The organism is Dermabacter sp. HMSC06F07 (assembly GCF_001807345.1).
Lineage (GTDB): Bacteria > Actinomycetota > Actinomycetes > Actinomycetales > Dermabacteraceae > Dermabacter > Dermabacter hominis.
Genome location: NZ_KV788588.1, coordinates 591,723 through 609,751, shown reverse-complemented (window position 1 = coordinate 609,751; position 18,029 = coordinate 591,723). Strand labels below are relative to the sequence as shown.

At 62.7% G+C, this 18,029-nt stretch carries 14 protein-coding genes; 11 read left to right on the top strand and 3 right to left on the bottom strand.

Translation table 11 applies throughout. The features are described 5' to 3' along the window. Positions 1–14: 14 nt before the first annotated feature. The 3 genes from HMPREF3157_RS09920 to HMPREF3157_RS09910 are packed head-to-tail and all read left to right on the top strand — an operon-like array spanning position 15 to position 3,669. Positions 15–2,021, top strand: coding sequence for a glycosyltransferase (locus HMPREF3157_RS09920; RefSeq protein ID WP_070436236.1), 2,007 nt, complete (start codon positions 15–17; stop codon positions 2,019–2,021). Continuing rightward, positions 2,018–2,926: an ABC transporter permease gene (locus HMPREF3157_RS09915; RefSeq protein WP_016665011.1), complete on the top strand. Its 909-nt coding sequence runs from the start codon at positions 2,018–2,020 to the stop codon at positions 2,924–2,926. The genes HMPREF3157_RS09920 and HMPREF3157_RS09915 overlap by 4 nt, the downstream gene beginning before the upstream one ends. Next, the gene (locus HMPREF3157_RS09910) at positions 2,926–3,669 is read left to right on the top strand and encodes an ABC transporter ATP-binding protein (protein ID WP_070436235.1); all 744 of its coding nucleotides are present in this window, start codon (positions 2,926–2,928) and stop codon (positions 3,667–3,669) included. Before HMPREF3157_RS09915 ends, HMPREF3157_RS09910 begins: the two co-directional genes overlap by 1 nt. 11 nt (positions 3,670–3,680) lie before the next feature. Here HMPREF3157_RS09910 and HMPREF3157_RS09905 read toward each other — a convergent pair whose 3' ends face one another. Both HMPREF3157_RS09905 and HMPREF3157_RS09900 read right to left on the bottom strand, forming a co-directional pair. Further along, positions 3,681–4,313, bottom strand: a complete 633-nt coding sequence (locus HMPREF3157_RS09905) for a TIGR03089 family protein (protein WP_141740670.1) — start codon at positions 4,311–4,313, stop codon at positions 3,681–3,683. Continuing rightward, a complete protein-coding gene (locus tag HMPREF3157_RS09900) occupies positions 4,310–5,560 on the bottom strand; it encodes a folylpolyglutamate synthase/dihydrofolate synthase family protein (RefSeq protein WP_070436233.1) in 1,251 nt (416 codons plus the stop codon). The genes HMPREF3157_RS09905 and HMPREF3157_RS09900 overlap by 4 nt, the downstream gene beginning before the upstream one ends. A 273-nt stretch (positions 5,561–5,833) precedes the next feature. Here HMPREF3157_RS09900 and HMPREF3157_RS09895 point away from each other — a divergent pair, with 273 nt between their 5' ends. Genes HMPREF3157_RS09895 through HMPREF3157_RS09885 form a run of 3 tightly spaced genes read left to right on the top strand, consistent with a single transcriptional unit; the run spans position 5,834 to position 11,367 of the window. After that, positions 5,834–6,136: a WhiB family transcriptional regulator gene (locus tag HMPREF3157_RS09895; protein ID WP_016665007.1), complete on the top strand. Its 303-nt coding sequence runs from the start codon at positions 5,834–5,836 to the stop codon at positions 6,134–6,136. A gap of 30 nt (positions 6,137–6,166) precedes the next feature. Then, positions 6,167–9,736, top strand: a complete 3,570-nt coding sequence (locus tag HMPREF3157_RS09890; RefSeq protein WP_070436232.1) for a glycosyltransferase family 2 protein — start codon at positions 6,167–6,169, stop codon at positions 9,734–9,736. After that, on the top strand, positions 9,733–11,367 hold the full coding sequence (locus tag HMPREF3157_RS09885) for a DUF5719 family protein (RefSeq protein WP_034373950.1): 1,635 nt from the start codon (positions 9,733–9,735) through the stop codon (positions 11,365–11,367). Before HMPREF3157_RS09890 ends, HMPREF3157_RS09885 begins: the two co-directional genes overlap by 4 nt. 27 nt (positions 11,368–11,394) lie before the next feature. Here the strand turns inward: HMPREF3157_RS09885 and HMPREF3157_RS09880 are convergent, their stop codons facing one another. Then, positions 11,395–11,808: a metallopeptidase family protein gene (locus HMPREF3157_RS09880; RefSeq protein ID WP_016665004.1), complete on the bottom strand. Its 414-nt coding sequence runs from the start codon at positions 11,806–11,808 to the stop codon at positions 11,395–11,397. Positions 11,809–11,866: 58 nt separating this feature from the next. Between HMPREF3157_RS09880 and HMPREF3157_RS09875 the strand changes: the two genes are divergently transcribed. The 5 genes from HMPREF3157_RS09875 to HMPREF3157_RS09855 are packed head-to-tail and all read left to right on the top strand — an operon-like array spanning position 11,867 to position 17,939. Further along, the gene (locus HMPREF3157_RS09875) at positions 11,867–12,244 is read left to right on the top strand and encodes a DUF3499 domain-containing protein (RefSeq protein ID WP_070436231.1); all 378 of its coding nucleotides are present in this window, start codon (positions 11,867–11,869) and stop codon (positions 12,242–12,244) included. Further along, positions 12,234–13,904, top strand: a complete 1,671-nt coding sequence (locus HMPREF3157_RS09870; protein WP_016665002.1) for a phosphohexomutase domain-containing protein — start codon at positions 12,234–12,236, stop codon at positions 13,902–13,904. The genes HMPREF3157_RS09875 and HMPREF3157_RS09870 overlap by 11 nt, the downstream gene beginning before the upstream one ends. 39 nt (positions 13,905–13,943) lie before the next feature. After that, entirely contained in the window at positions 13,944–14,624 is a 681-nt protein-coding gene (mtrA, locus tag HMPREF3157_RS09865; protein ID WP_016665001.1) for an MtrAB system response regulator MtrA, read from the top strand. Further along, a complete protein-coding gene (gene mtrB, locus HMPREF3157_RS09860) occupies positions 14,617–16,239 on the top strand; it encodes an MtrAB system histidine kinase MtrB (RefSeq protein ID WP_070436230.1) in 1,623 nt (540 codons plus the stop codon). Before mtrA ends, mtrB begins: the two co-directional genes overlap by 8 nt. Further along, a complete protein-coding gene (locus HMPREF3157_RS09855; RefSeq protein WP_070436229.1) occupies positions 16,236–17,939 on the top strand; it encodes an LpqB family beta-propeller domain-containing protein in 1,704 nt (567 codons plus the stop codon). The genes mtrB and HMPREF3157_RS09855 overlap by 4 nt, the downstream gene beginning before the upstream one ends. Positions 17,940–18,029 lie beyond the last annotated feature (90 nt).

The following is an 18,029-nucleotide window of genomic DNA, read 5'->3' as shown; positions in this document are numbered from 1 at the left end:
GTGAAAAGAGCACCATGACTGACACGTTTACCCTGCCCGAAGGGCATCGCGAACTCCACAGGCTTGTCTTGCCGTTCGGCGCGAGCCCCGAAACGATGCCGCTGTACGTTGAGTCTTCGGCACACGTTTCCCCCGTTGACGTCGCCGAGGGGGCCTCAACTGAGATCATGGAGGCTGTCGCGGGGGTAAGGCGCCCCGCGACAAGTGATGTTGAGGAAGGGACGTATACGCGCTCCGGGATCACAGTTCCCGCAGGGCAGACCCGTTCCTTTGGAACCTACTTCAACGCCTTCCCGGCATCGTATTGGCGGCGCTGGACTCGAGTGCGTGATGTGACGCTGACCGTCGCGACAAAGGGCGAAGGCAGGATTGTTGTGCACCGCTCGAGCGCGAATGGCCGTTCGCGGACTGTGGTAACCGAAACGGTGGCGGGCGAAGCTGTCTCGACGTTTACGTTGCCCGTCACTGCTTTCGGAGATGGCGGCTGGTATTGGTTCGATGTTCACGCTTCGGCGGGAGCTCTGGAGGTTAGCGGCGCGACGTACTCGGCTCCGGAGTCTTTGGCACGCGTGTGCGGATCCTTCTCGATTGCCATGACAACCATGAATAAGGTGCGCTACTGCTTCGAGAACATCCGCATGATAGCGAATTCACCGCGACTGTTCGAGCTCCTTGATGTCATGTACATCATCGATCAGGGAAGCGATCGCCTGCGAGATCACGCTGACGAGCTCGCAGAGCTCGAGGAGGCGATGGGTGACAAGCTTCGCGTCATTGAGCAGGGCAATATTGGCGGCTCGGGCGGGTTCTCGCGCGGAATGTACGAAGCCTGTATCGCCGAAAAGTCCACCTACGTGGTGAACTGTGATGACGATATTTCCATCGAGCCGATTTCACTTGAACGCCTTGTGACGTTCGCGGACTTCGCAACGAAGCCCACGCTTGTAGGCGCCCACATGTTCGATCTGAATAACCGCACGTCCATGCTGGCATTCGGTGAAAGCATTGATCGGTGGCGCTTCCACTACGGACTTGCCTTCAGCGATTCAAAGTACAATCACGACCTTGCCGTGCACCCCCTTCGCGCAACTAGTTGGATGCACCGCCGCGTTGATGTGGATTACAACGGCTGGTGGATGTGTCTCATCCCCACCGAAGTGGTACGGGAGATCGGCCTTTCCCTTCCTGTGTTTATCAAGTGGGATGATGCCGAGTACGGTCTGCGAGCGGGAAATGCAGGATTTCCGACTGTCACGTTGCCGGGTGCCGGCGTGTGGCACATGTCCTGGAGCGAAAAGGACGACCTTGTGGGGTGGCAGGCGTTCTTCCACGAGCGCAACCGGCTCATCACCGCCCTGTTGCATTCACCGTATGAGCGCGGCGGCAGGCTCGTGAAGGAATCGCACTTCATGGACATCAAGCATGTGATTTCCATGCAGTACTACACGCAAACGGGCCGCCTTATGGCCCAGCGCGATGTCCTTGCAGGCCCCGAGCATCTTCACGAGACAATCGGGACGACGCTTCCCGAGATTCGCGCACTGGCCGCACAGTTCGACGACGCCGTGCAGAAGAAAGACGTCGACGACTACCCTGACGTGCGTACGAATAAACCGCCGCGCAAAGGGCGGGGCTTTAGCCAGCCTCGTCGACTCCTCATGCCGGCGTGGACGATCAAGCAGCTCGCGAAGCAGGCTTTCACGAAGCCGAGCGAGCTCTCGCTCGAACATCCGCAGGATGCAATTGCGCACCAAGATGCGCGCTGGTGGCGCCTGTCGCACTACGACAGCGCTCTTGTGTCCAACGCCGAGGGCACACAGATCGCCTGGTACAAGCGAGATCCGAAGCAAGCGCGCGAACTGCTCACCGAAGCCGTGCGCACGCACGCTGAACTCTTTGCGAAGTGGAGCACCTTGCGCGAGCAGTACCGCGCTGCAGCGTCACAACTCACGTCGTTTGAGGCGTGGGAGCGCACATTTGCGGCGAATCCCGCCCCAAAGCGTGAGGGTCGACACGCGTGAGTATCTCCTCCATCACACGCGAGGAAAAGGCTCAGGGTTGGCGAGTACCGGGAAGCGACAAGGGATGGCTTAATCCTCTCTACGAGCGTTTCCTGCTGAGCCTTCTCGTGAAGAAGGAACTTCGGGTGCGCTACCGAGGCAGCGTGCTGGGCATGGCGTGGAGCTACGCGAAGCCCGCGGTGCAGTTCGCGGTGTTCTATCTGGCGCTCGGAGTCTTTCTTCAGCTGAACCGCTCGCTTCCGGCATACGCGGCGTATCTTTTCTCCGGCATCATCGTCATCAACCTCTTCAGCGAGGTGTTCGGGAACTGCACGCGTTCGATCGCGTCGAACGCGCCGCTTGTGTCGAAAATTTACCTGCCGTCGGAACTTTTCCCATGGGCGAGCGCACTCGTGGCGCTTGTGCATTTCGTGCCCCAAGTGCTCGTGCTCATGGTGGGGGCGGGCCTTTTCGGCTGGCGCCCTTCCATCGCTGAGGGGTGGTGGTTCCTCATCGGCATGGTGATCCTGCTCGTGTTTACCGTGGGTCTTGGCATGCTCGCGGCGGCGCTCAATGCGGCGTTCCGCGACGTCGAGAACTTCGTGGATCTCATCATTATGGTGGCGACGTGGACATCGCCGGTTCTCTACGCTCTCGTGATGGTCAAGGACGCCCTCGGCACAAGCGCGTGGTGGGTTCTCTACAGCCTCAACCCGATCACGATCGTCGTGGAGTGTTTCCACGGGGCGTTCTGGCGCCCCATGGCGAGTGCGCTCGATTCGACGGGTGAAGCTGCCCCGACGATTGCTGCGGGCGCCGAAGCCACCCAGCTGTGGTGGGCGGGGCTGCTTATCGCGATCGCGGTCTTTGCCTTCGGGACGTTCGTGTTCGAGCGTTCGAAGCGGAAGTTTGCGCAGGAGCTGTGATGTCTGTTTCTGAATCACCACGCGAAATGGTGCGCATCGAGAACGTGTACAAGGAGTTCTCGCTTCGCCATACGAGGGCGCTGAAGGAACTCGTATTCTCGGCGCTCAAGAGGCAGAAACTGCGCGATATGTTCATGGCGCTCAACGGGGTCGATGTGACGGTTCGATCGGGGGAGACCGTCGGGCTGATCGGGTTCAACGGATCGGGCAAGTCGACGCTCCTGAAGACGATTTCGGGCGTGCTTTTTCCCGATCGCGGGCGTGTGCGCGTGCGCGGTAAGGTCGCGGGACTCATCGAGGTTGGGGCGGGCTTCCACCCGGATCTGTCGGGTCGCGAGAATGTGTATCTCAACGGTGCGATTCTCGGGATGTCGAAGGCCGAGATTGACGCTTGCTTCGATGACATCGTGGCGTTCAGCGAGATCGAACAGTTCATCGATACGGACGTGAAGTACTACAGTTCGGGCATGTTTTTGCGCCTCGCGTTTGCCGTCGCGGTGCACACCGATCCCGATATTTTCCTCGTCGATGAGATTCTCGCGGTTGGCGATGAGCCTTTCCAGCGCAAGTGCCTTGCGCGGATTCGCGAGATGCAGGCGCATGGCAAGACCATGGTGATCGTCTCCCACGAGCTCGATATGCTCACCGAACTGTGCACGCGGATAGTGGTGCTGCAGAAGGGGCACGTGATCTTCGACGGCGACCCGGTTGAGGCTGTGGAGACTTTGCGCGCGAGCTCCTGAGCGTCGAACGCTTATTCGAGCCCTTCGGCCGCACGCGTAGCGACGTCGAGGCGTGAAAGTGGCGTCACGACCGTGCGCCTTTCGCACCACGCGGCTATCGCGGCTGCTGCGTCTTCGCGATCGATGTCCTCGAGTCCCACCCGGCGGGCATCGCCCCAGGTGGGCTGCGGCGCTGGCTCGGGTCCCGTGAACGTCGTGAGGGGAACTTCGAGGGCGTCTCCTGCCGCTCGCACGGCTTGGACCCAGTCGAGGGCTAGAGGGGGAGTCTCGCCCGGGAACGCGAGGGACAGCGCACGAGCTTCGAGGACGAGGACATCCTCGGCGCGTTCTGCGAGCGCCGTGTCGGGGCGTGACGTGGCGAGGACGTCGATGTGCTCGGGGAGGTCGTCGGCACCCACGATGCAGACGTTCGCGCCGAGGTGCCACGCCGCGATTTGGAGAACGCTGCGCTTGAAGTGCGGCGGAAGGTCGAGGACAAGCGTGAAGCCTTCGTCCACGAGAAGCTCGTTCGCGAAGAGGTTGATCGATTTGATGATCCAGTTGGCGAAGACACGTCCGGAAAGTTCGGTCCGTCCGTCTTCGGCGTAGCTCACGAGTGCGGGGGCGCTTCCGGCGGCGGCCAGTTCTTGAAGAAGCGTGCTCATTTTTGCGCCTGCGCCCATGGGTCGATCCATGTTTCGGTGTCGAGGCCTAGGTAGGCCGCCATTTCTGCGGCGAAGCTCATGGTGCCAAGGGCGATCACTTCGCGTGAGCGGCGCTGGATAGCGGGCAGTGCTTCCGTCAGTGGCATGACTTCCCAATCGTCGGGGTAGTTGTCGAAGAACAGGTGGTCTTCGTGCGTCGTCGCGAGGATCGTGCGGTCTCGGTCGAGGAGGGTGAGGATGCTGCGAATATCTTTGATGTCCGGCATGCACACGAGGGTGTGCGCGTCATCGAAGCATCCCGTGTGTCGAGCGTTCTCGAGGGCGGATTCAACGCCTTCGCGTGAGATGGCGGCATCGAGGAGCCAGCGGGTGCCGTGGGCGTAGACGTGGGAGGAACGGCCCGGGAGGCGAAGGCTCTGGGCAAGGTGGGCGGCGCGTGAGTGCGGGACGGGGGAGTGGGGGAGTCCGACGGCTGACTCGTGGGTGATTGCGGCTGCGGTGTATCCAGTCGCAACGTTCATGGAGGTGAGTGCGCCGAACCCGAGGTCGCGTGGTTCCGGGACTTCGTGCGGCGTAGCGTTTGGCAGGAGTGCGCGAATGGCGGTGCGGGCTTCGGGACACTGCGTCGTGGGGAATACGACGTTCCGTGTGCGGTCATCTCCTGCCCCGACGAGGTTGCATGCAATCGCGTCGATAGTGTCGCCGATGATCCCTTCGTGTTCGAGAAAAATGGGGGTCACGACCAGGGTGTCGAGCCGGAACTGGGAGATCTCGTCGCTCGCGCCGCCCAGGCCTTCCTCTATGACGAGGATGTCGATGCCGCAATCGAGGAGGTGCGCGGCGCCGGCGAGGGTGAATAGGCCCGTGGGGGCGAGGTAGCCGCCCGTGTCGGCAACGGGTGGCATGGCAGTGAGCGCAGCGGCAACGCGTTCGGCAAGCGTGTCGTAGTCGGGAGCCGAGAGCGGGCGCGCGTTGAGTCGGATGCGCTCTCGGTTGGTGAGGAACGGGGGAGAAGAGATCGTGCCTACCCGGTACCCGAGGGACATGAGGTATTGGGTGGTCGCAGCGACTGCGGAGCCTTTGCCTTTGGAGCCTACGACGCCGATGACGGGGACCGTGGGCGATGTGTCAAGGGCGAGTTCGCGCGCAAAAAGTTTGGCGCGCGAGCGCGAGCGGGCGTACGGGCCGTGATACGTCTTCCATTCGCGGAAAAACGGCTCGTCCCCGGGGAGGTGGCGTGCGGGCATGTGCGGTTCCTTTGCAGGTCAGAGAGTTAGGCAGCGGACCCGAAGCTGGTGCGGCGCGCTCGCCGCGCCTTAAAGGAAAGGATCATAACCCTAAAGATTCGATTAAGCGGCTTGACGCGCCTAAGTTACATCGGTGTATTTTAGTGCTAACGCCGAACGCGTGCGCTCCCACTGTAGCGTCACTTGTAGCGTTATTCGTAGCGTCACTGTAGCGTCGCACCCCTCGCGTCTGCAGTAGTCGTGCCTATAGCCCACACACCCGAAAGGACCCTCATGACCCTCCAGGCATTCGAGGACGATGCTCGCCGCGAGCTGACCTTGGTCGAGTTTTCCTCGCTGCTCCCCGAGGGCGAGGGCGAGGGCTCGTGGCAGGAGCGGGCTCTGTGTGCTCAAACCGACCCCGAGGCGTTCTTCCCTGAGAAGGGCGGTTCGACTCGCGAGGCGAAAAAGGTGTGCGTGTCGTGTGAGGTCCGCGCCGAGTGCCTGGAGTACGCGCTTGCGAACGACGAGCGATTTGGCATCTGGGGTGGTCTGTCCGAGCGTGAACGCCGCAAGCTAAAGAAGCGTGCGATCTAATCGTTCGTCACGGATTGGTGATCGCGCCCTGTGACTGAACGGGACGTCTCCGCACTCATCCTCGTCTCCGCTACTCACGAGATCGGGGACCTTGCACGCACCCTCGAAATGGTGCGTGCGCAATCTGCCCCGCCTTCCTGCGTCGTTGCAGCCGTGCCAGAGTCTGCGCCGAAGGAGTTGCGCAACTTCGCTGAGTCGGTCCTCGACGAGGGACGTATTGATCTGCTGCGGGTCACTCCCGCAGGGGCGAGTCGCCCCGACATTGTCGAGGATCTCGTTGGCTCCCTCGAAGAGGCGAAGCGAGCGCGCGATGCGCGTTCCGAGCGCAAGTCTTCGCGCGCTTCAGAAGCGCAGGATGGCGCGAGTTCTCCCGATGCGACGAGGCTTGAGACCAGTGAAGCTGCGGGAGAGAAGGAAAGCGCGTCTCGCAACTTTACGCTGCTCAACCCCGCTTTCGGTGGGGCAGTCCGCCACGAGGATGAGGGGCCGACGCTCGCTGAGGAACCGTCGGAACCCACACGCCACGATGAGACTCCCCAGTCCACAGTCCACTCGACGCGTGACCTTGAATGGGAAAAGCGCGTGTATTCCACGAGCGGTGCACGGGGCCGCCGCGCGAAGGACATCGATCTCGACCGTGAAGAGCGGCGCGAGGAGAAAACAGCGACGCACACCGCCCTCGTCCCGGAAAGGCTCAGGGACGATACGAGCGAACTGTATGGAACGAGCGGGACCGGGCGCCGGCGTAAGCGTAGTCGTGGAGCCGAGTCATGGTTGTGGATTCTTGACGCAGCTGCGGCCCCGAACCTGACGTGCCTCGAGGAACTTGAGCGTGCTCTCGACGCCGACCCGACAGTGGGCCTCGCGGGTACGAAACACCTTGCGCTCGAGGACGTTGAGCGCCCCGCGTCGCGACTTGTGGATCTCGGTCTTTCGCTCACGCATTCGCACAGAATTCTCACGAGTGTCGACCCAGGCGAGATCGACCAGGGCCAAACGGACTGGCGAAGCGAGGTCTTGGCAGTTACGTCTCCCGGAATGCTCGTGCGTGCGCGCACTTTCGACAAGCTCCACGGATTAGACCCCGCGCTCACGGCGCCGTGGGATGACATTGATTTTTCTCAGCGAGTATGGCGCGCTGGCGAACGCGTCAGGGTGGTTCCTCAGGCCTCGACGCGTATCCCGCATGACGACCTCACGAGACCGAGGGATTTCCGATACCGCTCCTCTCAGGTGCTTTCGCTCCTCAAGTTCCGCTCGCTCCTGCTTGCGTTCGCGACCCTCCTCGCCCTGCCTTTCGTCACGCTCGGGCGCATGGCGCGAGCGATCACGCGGCACGACGCTCGCGCGGTGGGGCACGAGTTCCTTGCATGCCTGAGAGTTTTTGCGAAGGCTCCCGGCGTCATGAGGCGATCTCGTCGAGCCGCCGGACGCGCTCGCTTGTCGCGCAAGCGCTTGAGCGCGCTGTATATGCCCCGCAAAGTGGCCATGCGCGAGCAACTCGATGCGTGGTGGACCTCTCTGTTCGCCGACGACGATCGAACGCGCATGATCCGCCGCACGAGCTGGGGGATCGCAGGCACGCGTCACGGCCTCGATGATGCCGATTACGGCCGACACACAACCTGGACCATCATTGTTGTGCTCGCGTCTATCGTCGGTGGACTCTTCGCGATTCGGCCGTTGATCGGGGAAGGCACGCTGAGGGGCCCCCACTATCACCCGCTTTCTGCGAACGCGCGAGACAACTGGGACATCGTGACGTCGGCGTGGCTACCCGGAGGGCTCGGGGCTGAAGGGCCGACAGACCTCCTCGCACGTGTCGCAGCCCTCATCCCCGTGAACGGCGCGAGCGTGACCGCGTTTATCCTCGTTGCGGGAATCGCCCTGAGCGCCATTGCCGCGTGGTGGGCGAGCGGCACGATCTCGCGGAGCATCATCGTGCGGATGATTGCCACCACCATGTGGGTGCTCTCTCCCGCTTTCGTCTTTGCCGTGCTCGAGGGGCGCTGGCCGCTCATGCTTCTCGGCATCGCTGTTCCCCTTGCCGCGTTCTTCTTCGCGAAAGCCGTGGGGCTTCCTCACAAGGTGTCTCAGGCAAGCATCCCAGCGGCTGCGGGGGCCGGTTTCATGATTGCCGTGATTTCTCTCGTGCAGCCTGCCCTCGCCCTTCTCTTCATTCTCGGAACCGCGGCTGTTGCCCCGTTCGTTCCTGGTCGCAGGGGGCGACTGTGGTGGTGCGGCTTGCCCGCGCTCTTCCTGCATCTCGGCGAGCTTCCGACCTACGCCACTCGGCCCGAGACACTCCTTGTGAACGCGGGCATGCCCGGCGTGTTCGAGATGCCTGATGCGCTAAGACTCCTTTCCCTTGTGCCTTCCGCAGGCGATCCGGTCGCACGAATGTTGGGGGTCTCGTCGAGCTGGTGGACCTTCGCGATCCTGGCAGCCCCTGCACTGATAGCCATCGTTGCGGCACTTGCCTCTGGATTCCTCGGGCACACCGCCGGTCTCGTCGGTCGAGTCAGCGTTCTCGCGCTCGCGGGGGCCGTGAGTCTCGCGTGGATCTCGCAACGCACCGTCGTAGGCTTCGAGGGCTCGACGCCCTACACCGCGTACCCGGGGCCAGCGCTCATGGTCGCTAGTGGAGCGGCAATCGTCGGCCTGATTTGCCTGGCCGACGCCATTGTGAGGCGCGCCCACGAGTCGAGCCGACGGAGCCAAAGGATAACCTCCTTTGTGCTGCAAGGAGCGTGCCTAACGACAGTATTGGCGTGCGTTGGTGTGTGGGCTGTTCAGGGCAGCGGTGCGCTCGAAGTCGAACGCACGACGGTGCGGGAGATCCCCGCCGTGGCCGCGGATTCGGCGACAGGTGCCAACCGCACCCGCACACTGGTCCTCCACGAGGACACCCGCGGCGAAGTGCACGCGCACCTCGTCAGCGGCGCGCAGCCGAGCATCGACGACTCCTCCGCCGCGGTGGAGACCGCGCGTGCGCGCGCGGCTGAGCGTGGCAATATTTCCGACCAGGCCGATCGCGCACTTGCACAAGCTGTCGCGAGTGCCCTTGGTTCGGCGGCCGCGACGGACGGCAGCGCGAGCCTCGCCGACTTCGCGATCGGCTACATCGTGGTGACGGGTGAGCCCGATGCGCAAACGAGACTGTACGAGACCCTCGCAGCAGCCCCGCAGCTAGAGTTTGTGACTGCAAGCGATGCCGGCGGTTTGTGGCGAGTGACAGGCACGAATGCTCGGGCGCGTCTGATTGATGCATCCGGGGCCGATGCTGAGGCTACTACCCTCGAATCGGAGCGAACAGCGGTATCGGGAACGATCGATGCCGCGCAATCGGAACGCACGCTCGCGCTTGCTGTGCGCGAAGATGAGCATTGGGCGGCGACACTCGACGGCAAGCCGCTCAGCCCCACGACGATCGACACGTGGATGCAGGGCTTTACCGTGCCTGCGGACGCGAAAGGTCGCCTGGAGGTGCGGTACAGAAACGACGTGCAGATGGTCGCTGGTGTTGTCGCCGTCGTCGGGCTCATCGTGTGCGCTCTCGTCGCGGTCCCGAGGCGGATTCGAAGCGAGGAGAAGCGATGACCGATACGCATAAGCAGCCCCGAGCATTCCTCGCTGCCTTCGCGGTTCTCGCCATCGTTGTGCTCGTGGGAAGCGTTGTTGCGCTCGTTCCCGAAAAAACCTTGACGAAGGCGAGTCTCCCAAGCGCGGCTGCGACGTCGACGCGTGCCGCGCGTGTATGCCAGGGGCCAATCGTCGCTCGACCGGAGGGAACACAGACGTCAGACGCGGACTTCGCCGGTGGCGCTCCTTCCCCGCAGGTGTCGATGAACGCGGTCGCAGTCGATCCCTCGTCGAATGCTCTGTACGGAGGGACGCAGTCCTCGCAAACGAATCTCGACCCTGCCTCTTCCGACATGAACGGCAAGGACGCCTCGCCGCGCCTTTCTCGAGTCGATGCGGAAGGACGGGCAGCCGACGTCGATGCCGAGTCGAGCGCTCTCCTGAACTCGGTATACGGCCTCGACTCCCTAGACGCTTCAACCATCCTCACCGCGAGCACCGCAGATGAGACCGCGCCGGTTCTTGATGCGAGCCAAGCCCATGTGACCGGAAGCGGAGATTACCGAGGTTTCGCACTCGCGCGGTGCGCCCAAGCGACGACCTCCGCCTCCTTCGCTGGTCTCACCACGCGAGCGGGCACGTTCGACACTCTGGTGGTGTCCAATCCAGGAACGCGTGCTTCCCGTGCGCGTGTGACCGTGTACTCGGAAAACGGAGTGGAACCGGCAACCCAGGGTTCCGACATCGTCGTAGGCCCGGGAGAAACTGCTCGTGTTCCGGTCTCGACCCTCGTTGACGAGCGCGAAACGGTAGCCCTCGATGTCGAGGTGCGAGGCACCGCACTCGCCATGAGCGCGGAGCTCGTGAGGCGCGAGGGACTCGTGCCTCAGGGGACTGAAAACGTCCAGGCGAGCGAGCCGAGCAGCTCCCTTACGTGGCCGGGAGTGGTGCTCCGTGAGGGAGGGAACGCCCATCTTGCGCTCGCACGCACCGCCCGAGGCGGCGAACCCGGGGATGCGGCCCAGGTCCGCTCTGAGGAGGCGTTCGCGACGGCCCGGGCGTTCGATGCGCAGGGCAAGCTCGTGAAAGAGTGGGATGTCAAAGACCCGGGTCAGGGTACAACCGTAGAGATTCCGCTCGACGGCCTCAATGCTGGAACTTACACAATCTCCTTGAGTGCGCGAAGCGCCGTCGCAGGGTCGTTGCGCTCGTCGATTGCAAGCGGTGCACGGCAAGGCGACACGGTTGGTCTTCCGCAAGACTTTGCCGAGTACGCCCCCTCGGAAGCGATCGATTCCGCTTCGGTTCTCGCACTCGGGCATGGAGCTGAAGGCGGAAGCCTCACGCTCAACTCAGAGCACGGGGCGCACGTGAGTGTCGCACCAATCAGACGCGACGGGACGATAGGCGCGAGCACTTCCGTCGATATCAAGGCTGGGCACTCCGTAACCGTGAACCCCGATCAACTGGGAAAGGACCCAGCCTCGATCGCCGGTCTCCTCGTGGTGTCTCAGGACGGAGGGGCTTATAGGGGAGCCTGGTCGCAAACGGCCGCTGCGGACGATGGCGGCACACTCGTCACGACCCTTCCCCTCGCCGCAAACGCTGCCCGGGCAACCGGGATGACTGTCAACCTCGAGCCTAGGTAAGCACGAGCGCCACAAGCGCGGGGCGTCTCACGCGGCCCACGGGTCGATTTCGTCGACTCGCTTCCCGAGGGCAACCGCAACGTTCTCCAGTACAACGACATAGATGAGCTCGGCGAGTTCCTCGCGGTTGCCAGCGCGGGATTCGATCGCACGCCGATACAGGACGATCCGTGGACGCGTGCGGCGGTCGCCCGGGAAATAGCGGCCGAGTGGAGGAGCGTGAAGGGCGGAAGTATCGAGCGGAACCTCTTCGATGAGGACCTGCAAGTACTCGAGTTTTGCGTACCTCTCGTAGAGCGGCCCCATCGCCTCGGCAACGAGTGCATCGAAGCGGTCGCTCGGCGTGGCAAAACCCGGAAGATGCGAGGGAATGAGATCGCCGCGGAACCCGCGCCCATGCCGATCTCGGCGACGCAGCCGGGCGTTTCGTGTGAAAGCCATGCCATAAGCCTACGCGTGGCGGCCGCGTCGAGTGGTTCACGAGCCATCGGGCCGTAAGATGGACGTCGTGTCTGCCCGTTCATGCTCCAAATCCTCATGTTCCCAGCCTGCCGTTGCGACGCTCACTTTCGTGTACGCGGACTCGACCGCAGTCATTGGCCCGCTCTCGCGCGAAAGCGAACCGCACACCTACGACCTGTGCGCGAGCCACGCCGCTTCGTTCACGGCGCCCAGGGGTTGGACAGTCGTGACGGCTCCGGCGCCGCTTGAGCCCGAAGATGATGTGCTCGCGCTTGCGCGCGCCCTCGCCGACGAACCAGAACCCAAGCCGAGCTATGAAGACGTAGGCCACAGGGCAGGCACACAGGCGTCGGACCCCCGGCCCCAAGGGCGAAGGCGGCTCACCCTCGTGAAGGATGAGAGCGATGAGCGCTGAGGGCGAGCGAGATCATGCAGCGGCTCTCGAAGCGATAGTCGGCAGCTACGACATTCGCGGCGTTGCCTACGAAACTCTGACGCCAGAAATTGCAGGTGCGCTGGGGGCGGCCTTTGCCGACTTTCTCGATGCCGGCGACATCATCGTCGCGCACGACATGCGAATCTCGAGCCCTGACCTCGCCGAGGCATTCGCGCGCGGAGCGGTGAGGCGCGGCTCAACGGTCGCGTTCGCGGGCCTGAGCTCGACGGATCAGCTCTATTGCGCGAGCGGACTGTTCGCCGCGGCGGGCGCGCAGGTGACGGCATCGCACAATCCGGCGCGCGACAACGGCATCAAAATGTGTCGTGCGTATGCGAAGCCCGTGGGGAGGGCAAATGGCCTGTTGGAGGTGCGCGACGGTGCGCACGCATACCTGGATAGAGGTTCCATTCCTGTTCGCGAGGGCGGTCGCATTGAGCGCCTCGATATGCTCGACGACTACATCGACACCATGCTGCGGCTTGCGCCGCTTGAGGGCACGCGACAACTGAGGGTTGTGGTCGATGCGGCTAACGCGATGGCAGGGCACACGGTCCCCGCGCTTGCGAAGCGCCTTCCCACCGTGGAGATTATTCCGCTCTTCTTCGAACTCGACGGAACGTTCCCACATCACGAGGCAAACCCTCTCGACCCCGCGAACCTGAGGGACCTGCAAAACGCGGTGCGCGAGAACGGGGCAGATCTTGGCCTTGCGTTCGATGGCGATGCCGATCGCTGCATCGTCGTGGATGAGCGAGGTGAGATCGTTCCCCCGTCGGCGGTGACCGCAATGATCGCGGAGGCCGAGATTGCGCGTTCAATGCTCGACGGTCGCTCGCGTCCGGTCGTGATCGGCAATGCCGTGTCGAGTCGAGCGGTCCGGGAGGTAGTGGAGGCCTCAGGCGGCGAGTTCGTCCGCACGAAGGTAGGCCACTCGATCATCAAACAAGAAATGGCGGATCGCGACGCGGTTTTTGGAGGCGAGCACTCCGCCCACTACTACTTCAGGGAGTTTTTCTTCGCTGATTCAGGGATGCTCGCGGCGCTTCATGTGCTCGGTGCACTGGAGCGAAGTGGTGCACAATCCTTGAGCTCGCTCTTGGAGCGCTACTCGCCTTATGCGGCAAGCGGTGAAATAAACTCTCGAGTCGACGAACCGGTGAACGAGATCCTCGAACGCGTTGCGCGAGTTTTTGTCGAGCGCGGTGCGCGACGCGACGACCTCGACGGTGTGACGCTCACCCACTGGGATGAAGCGGCTGATCCACGTGAGCAGTGGTGGCTTTCGGTTCGGCCATCGGGGACCGAGCCGCTCGTGCGGCTTAACGTCGAAGCTGCTGAGGAGGCGACCATGCAGCACCTGCGAGATTTCGCGCTCGCGCTCGTGCGCGGTGAGGCGGAGGTACTCGGCGAGGTTGCCCCGCACGGCGAAGGCGAAAAGGAGAGCAACATGTCGCCAGATGAACGGAACCTAGAGGGGATGGACTGGGTTGGCAGCCTCGTGCGCTGCCCCGAGTGCCACGCGAGTCTTGACCTCGGAAAAGGACTGATCGTCTGCGAGTCGTGTGGGTGCCGCTACGAGCGAGAGTGCGGTATTCCCATGCTCCTGTCGCGAGACGTTTCAAGCATTCGCGACTAACAAATTTCCACTGTTACTGGTTTCTGGCAGGATAACGGCATGAGCACACCCCCTAGGATCCTTGCGATTGACGATGACGCGGCCATCGCCGAGATGGTCTCGATTCTGCTCGAAGGGCGAGGCTACAGCGTTGTTACGGCCCCCAACGGGCGTGAGGGCCTCGCCATTCTCGAGCGTGAAAACATCGATCTCGTTCTCCTCGACCTCATGCTTCCCGTGATGGACGGCATCGAGATCTGTCGGCACATTCGCGAGAGCTCAAACGTTCCGATCATCATGCTCACGGCACGTACCGAGACCGAGAAAGTGGTCGAGGGGCTTGAGGCAGGTGCCGACGACTACCTGACGAAACCCTTTGAGCCCGAAGAACTCGTTGCGCGCATCCGTGCCCGTGTGCGCCGCGCGCCTCATGGCGAGGCTGAGGTTCTTACCCTCGGCGACCTTGAGATCAACGTTGATCGCCATCAGGTCATCAGGAACGGCGAGACGATTCGACTCACCCCGATGGAGTTTGGGTTGCTCTTGCAAATGACGCGTCATCCCTCGCAGGTATTTAGCCGAGAGGAGCTTTTGCGCGAAGTGTGGGGCTATCAGCATTCGAAGGATACGCGGCTCGTGAACGTTCATGTGCAGCGCCTGCGTTCGAAGATCGAAATTGACCCCGACAATCCGCGCTTGATTGTGACGGTTCGCGGCGTGGGCTACCGCGCGGGTGAGTAGTCTTCGCGAGCGCTTCTTCCCCCCGGCTGTAGCGGATGAGTCACAGATCAGTTCGCGAAGCGCGGGGCGTGTCCGCTTTCGCGATTTCTCGACATGGCCGATCGCCGCGCGCGCGGTTTTCGCGACGATGCTCTTGTCGGTCCTCGCGATCCTCGTGGTCGAAACGTTCCTCTCCACGGCGATTTCTGACGCCCTTTACGAGCTCAGACGCGATCGGTCGCTTGAACAGTCCGAGGCGTTGCGTAGCGCGCTCGTGAGCGACCTCGAGCCTCTCGTGGGCACGTCGGTGAACGAGCGCCAGGACGTGATCATTTCGTTTATGGAGGGGGCGACCGTCGGGGATCCGAAGGTCTTTAAAGGACTTGCGGTGATACCGATGGGGAGTACCGCGGGCGAGGCAGTGACGAACAACGGGGCGCTCACGGCGTTTGTGAGCGAAAAGTTCGAGCGCGAGCTCGACGCCGCGAGTGACCAATTCGTGTACCGCAGCATTGAGTACGTCGAACGTGGAGACTCCGGACCCGCGATTCTCGTGGGAGCGACGATCGATGTTCCCGGAGCGGGCCTCTACAGGCTTCTCATGCTGTACTCCGTCAGTCAGGAGCAAGAGACGCTCGACCGCGTGAACACAATTCTTGTGATTGGCGGCGCTGTTCTCGTGCTGCTTTTCTTCCTCGTGTCCCTCGCGATCTCGCGGATCGTGACGACACCACTCAAACGCGCCGCGCGGGCCGTCGACCACATTTCGGAAAATGACCTGGATTATCGCCTCGCGATTCAAGGCGGCGATGACCTTGCGCGAATGGGGACGAGCTTTAACAACATGGCGGCTTCGCTCCAATCCACGATTACCGAGCTCGTCGAGCTTTCGGAGCTTGAAAAGCGTTTCGTCTCAGACGTCTCTCACGAACTTCGCACACCATTCACGACGATCAAGATGGCCGCCTCAATGCTCGAGATGGAAAAGGACTCCTTCAGCCCCTCGGGTAAGCGCAGCCTCGAACTGTTGGAGGAACAGGTGACGCGTTTCGAGTCGCTCATTGCGGACCTTCTCGAAATTTCTCGGCACGAGGCCGGAACCGTGGAGCTCGAGGCTAAACCAACATCGCTGGAGGGGCTTGTCGACGATGTCGTTGAGCAACTCGAGCCGATCGCCACCGAGTACGCAGCCGATATCCGCGTACAGCACTTGAGCGTGGATACCGTCGGCGACATGGATTCGAGGCGCATCGAGCGCATCGTGCGAAACCTCCTGACCAACGCGATCGAACACGGTGCAGGTGGTGTGATCGATGTGCGTACGGCTTCGCGGGGTTCGACTCTTGCGCTCACTGTGCAGGATTTTGGCGTGGGCCTAAGTCCGGAAGAGGCGACCCGTGTCTTCGACCGTTTTTGGCGTGCGGCGCCGTCGCGCACGCACACCCTCGGGGGAACGGGGTTGGGCCTCGCCATTGCACACGAGGACGCCGAGGCTCACGGGGGGCTTCTTGAGGCATGGGGCGTCAAGGGGGAGACCGCCGTGTTTCGATTGCTGCTCCCGCGCAGTCCCGGGGCGAAGCTAACCGCCTCGCCGCTCGCGCTCGTGCGGTCGGCGGAGAAGGGAGAAGCCGAATGAACAATCACTTTTCTCTCTCCCGCGATGTGTCGCGGCGTGCCGTGCTCGGCGGGGCAGGAGCCGCTGTGCTTGCGGGGTGCGCCCGCATCCCCAATTCCTCGGACATCCACACGGCGCCGGTGAGGGGAATCGGTCTCGGCGCGCAGGGTAATGCCGCGGTGGCGCCCCCGGATCAGGGGGCGACAAAGATCGACATCGTGCGCGGTTTCCTTGCGGCTCATCTTGGCGTCGACGACGGTAACCGCATTGCTCGCGAATACCTGGCGGGGAATGCGCGCGAGGCATGGAATCCTTCGACGGCGATTGAATTCGCCGAGTCGGAGGGGCTCGTGTTTCAGGAGCGAGAGGGGAACGCGGTCGCGGTCACGGTGCCGGTCGTCTCTAAGGTTTCGGCTACGGGCGCACGCACCACGAATCTCGAGGCTACACGGGAACTGGCGCAATTTCGGCTCACCGAGGTCGATGGCGAATGGAGAATCGCGGAGGCTCCCGATGCGCTCGTTCTGGGGGCGGAGGACTTCGCCCGGTTGTACGAGCCCGTCAACGTGTACTTCGTTGCGAATGCAGGAAACATGCTCGTGGCGGATCCTCGATGGTTTATGCGTCAAACGACGTTCGCCTCCGCGTTCAATCGGCTTGCACTTGGGCCGGCTCCCTACCTCAAGGGGGCCGTGCGTTCCGCACTTCATGAAGGCATCGTGATTGCCTCGAGCGCGCTGTCAAGAAATGAGGCGGGGGATCTCTTGGTGCAGACGCCGGTCTCGGTCCTCGAACTGCCCGAGAGTGAACGGGCGCTCGCACTGGCCCAAATTTCCGAGACGCTTCGGAGTGTCAAGCGCGTGTCGTCGGTCGTCTTCATGAACGGTCGCGAAAAGGTTTCTGTTGCGCCGGAGACCTACCCGATGAAGGCATCGGTGGGACACAGGCTCTACGGATCGGGCGACAGCGGCATCATCTCTCTTGCCAGTGACACGGGAGGGGCATCGCTCGTACCCGCTTTCGCGTCCGAGACCGTGCGCTGTGGACGCGTGAGTTTACGCGGCCGTTACGCAAGTGCCGTGAGCCTTGATCGACGCGAGCTTCTCGTTTCAGCGCTGACAACCAAGGCCGAAGTTCGCCGGGAAACATTCGGTGAAGCCCTCTGCAGCCCAAGTATCGACCAGTTTGGATACGCCTGGACGATGCCGGAGGCTGGAGGGCCGGAGCTTCTCGTGGTCCACCCCGATCCTGAGCGCGCCGTGCGAAAGTTTGCTGTGGTGTGGGAGCCGACCGAGGACGTTGCCTTCACGTCGATGTCCACAGACGGGGTGCGTCTCGCTATCGCGCATGGGGTGCCGGGAGCCTTGACCTTGAGCATCATGGGAATTGTGAGGGAGCCCGACGGTACCCCGACGGGTCTTGCGGAACCACTTCAGGTGAGCGTTGCCCTCGACAGTGTTCAGGGCATCGCGTGGTACTCCGAGGAATCGATCCTCCTGTGGGGCGCCTCGGGTGCGAGCGCCATGCCTGTTGCTATCGCGTGGAGCTTGCGCACGGGATTCGAGCAGGTGAGTGAGCTTCGTGAGAACACGACGTCCGTTGCTGGCTCGTCCGAAGCACGGCTGTTGTTTGTCGGCAGCGACGACGGGCAGGTCGTCGAGAGGACCGTGGACTCGTGGGCGCACATCGACGCTCGTGGGCGGGATATCGCCCTTTATTAGTGCGGCAGTGCTTGCCCGGTAGCCGTCGGAACGCCCTCCACAGCGACGTTCCATCCTCAGCATGCCGAGGAGATTCATCAGCTGACCGAG

What these genes read in the sequence shown, in the direction of transcription:
- HMPREF3157_RS09900 (WP_070436233.1), bottom strand. Translation starts at nt 5,560, where the DNA reads ATGCCCGCACGCCACCTCCCCGGGGACGAGCCGTTTTTCCGCGAATGG.
- mtrA (WP_016665001.1), top strand. Translation starts at nt 13,944, where the DNA reads ATGAGCACACCCCCTAGGATCCTTGCGATTGACGATGACGCGGCCATC.
- HMPREF3157_RS09875 (WP_070436231.1), top strand. Translation starts at nt 11,867, where the DNA reads ATGGACGTCGTGTCTGCCCGTTCATGCTCCAAATCCTCATGTTCCCAG.
- HMPREF3157_RS09855 (WP_070436229.1), top strand. Translation starts at nt 16,236, where the DNA reads ATGAACAATCACTTTTCTCTCTCCCGCGATGTGTCGCGGCGTGCCGTG.
- HMPREF3157_RS09870 (WP_016665002.1), top strand. Translation starts at nt 12,234, where the DNA reads ATGAGCGCTGAGGGCGAGCGAGATCATGCAGCGGCTCTCGAAGCGATA.
- HMPREF3157_RS09905 (WP_141740670.1), bottom strand. Translation starts at nt 4,313, where the DNA reads ATGAGCACGCTTCTTCAAGAACTGGCCGCCGCCGGAAGCGCCCCCGCA.
- HMPREF3157_RS09920 (WP_070436236.1), top strand. Translation starts at nt 15, where the DNA reads ATGACTGACACGTTTACCCTGCCCGAAGGGCATCGCGAACTCCACAGG.
- HMPREF3157_RS09910 (WP_070436235.1), top strand. Translation starts at nt 2,926, where the DNA reads ATGTCTGTTTCTGAATCACCACGCGAAATGGTGCGCATCGAGAACGTG.
- HMPREF3157_RS09885 (WP_034373950.1), top strand. Translation starts at nt 9,733, where the DNA reads ATGACCGATACGCATAAGCAGCCCCGAGCATTCCTCGCTGCCTTCGCG.
- HMPREF3157_RS09895 (WP_016665007.1), top strand. Translation starts at nt 5,834, where the DNA reads ATGACCCTCCAGGCATTCGAGGACGATGCTCGCCGCGAGCTGACCTTG.
- HMPREF3157_RS09880 (WP_016665004.1), bottom strand. Translation starts at nt 11,808, where the DNA reads ATGGCTTTCACACGAAACGCCCGGCTGCGTCGCCGAGATCGGCATGGG.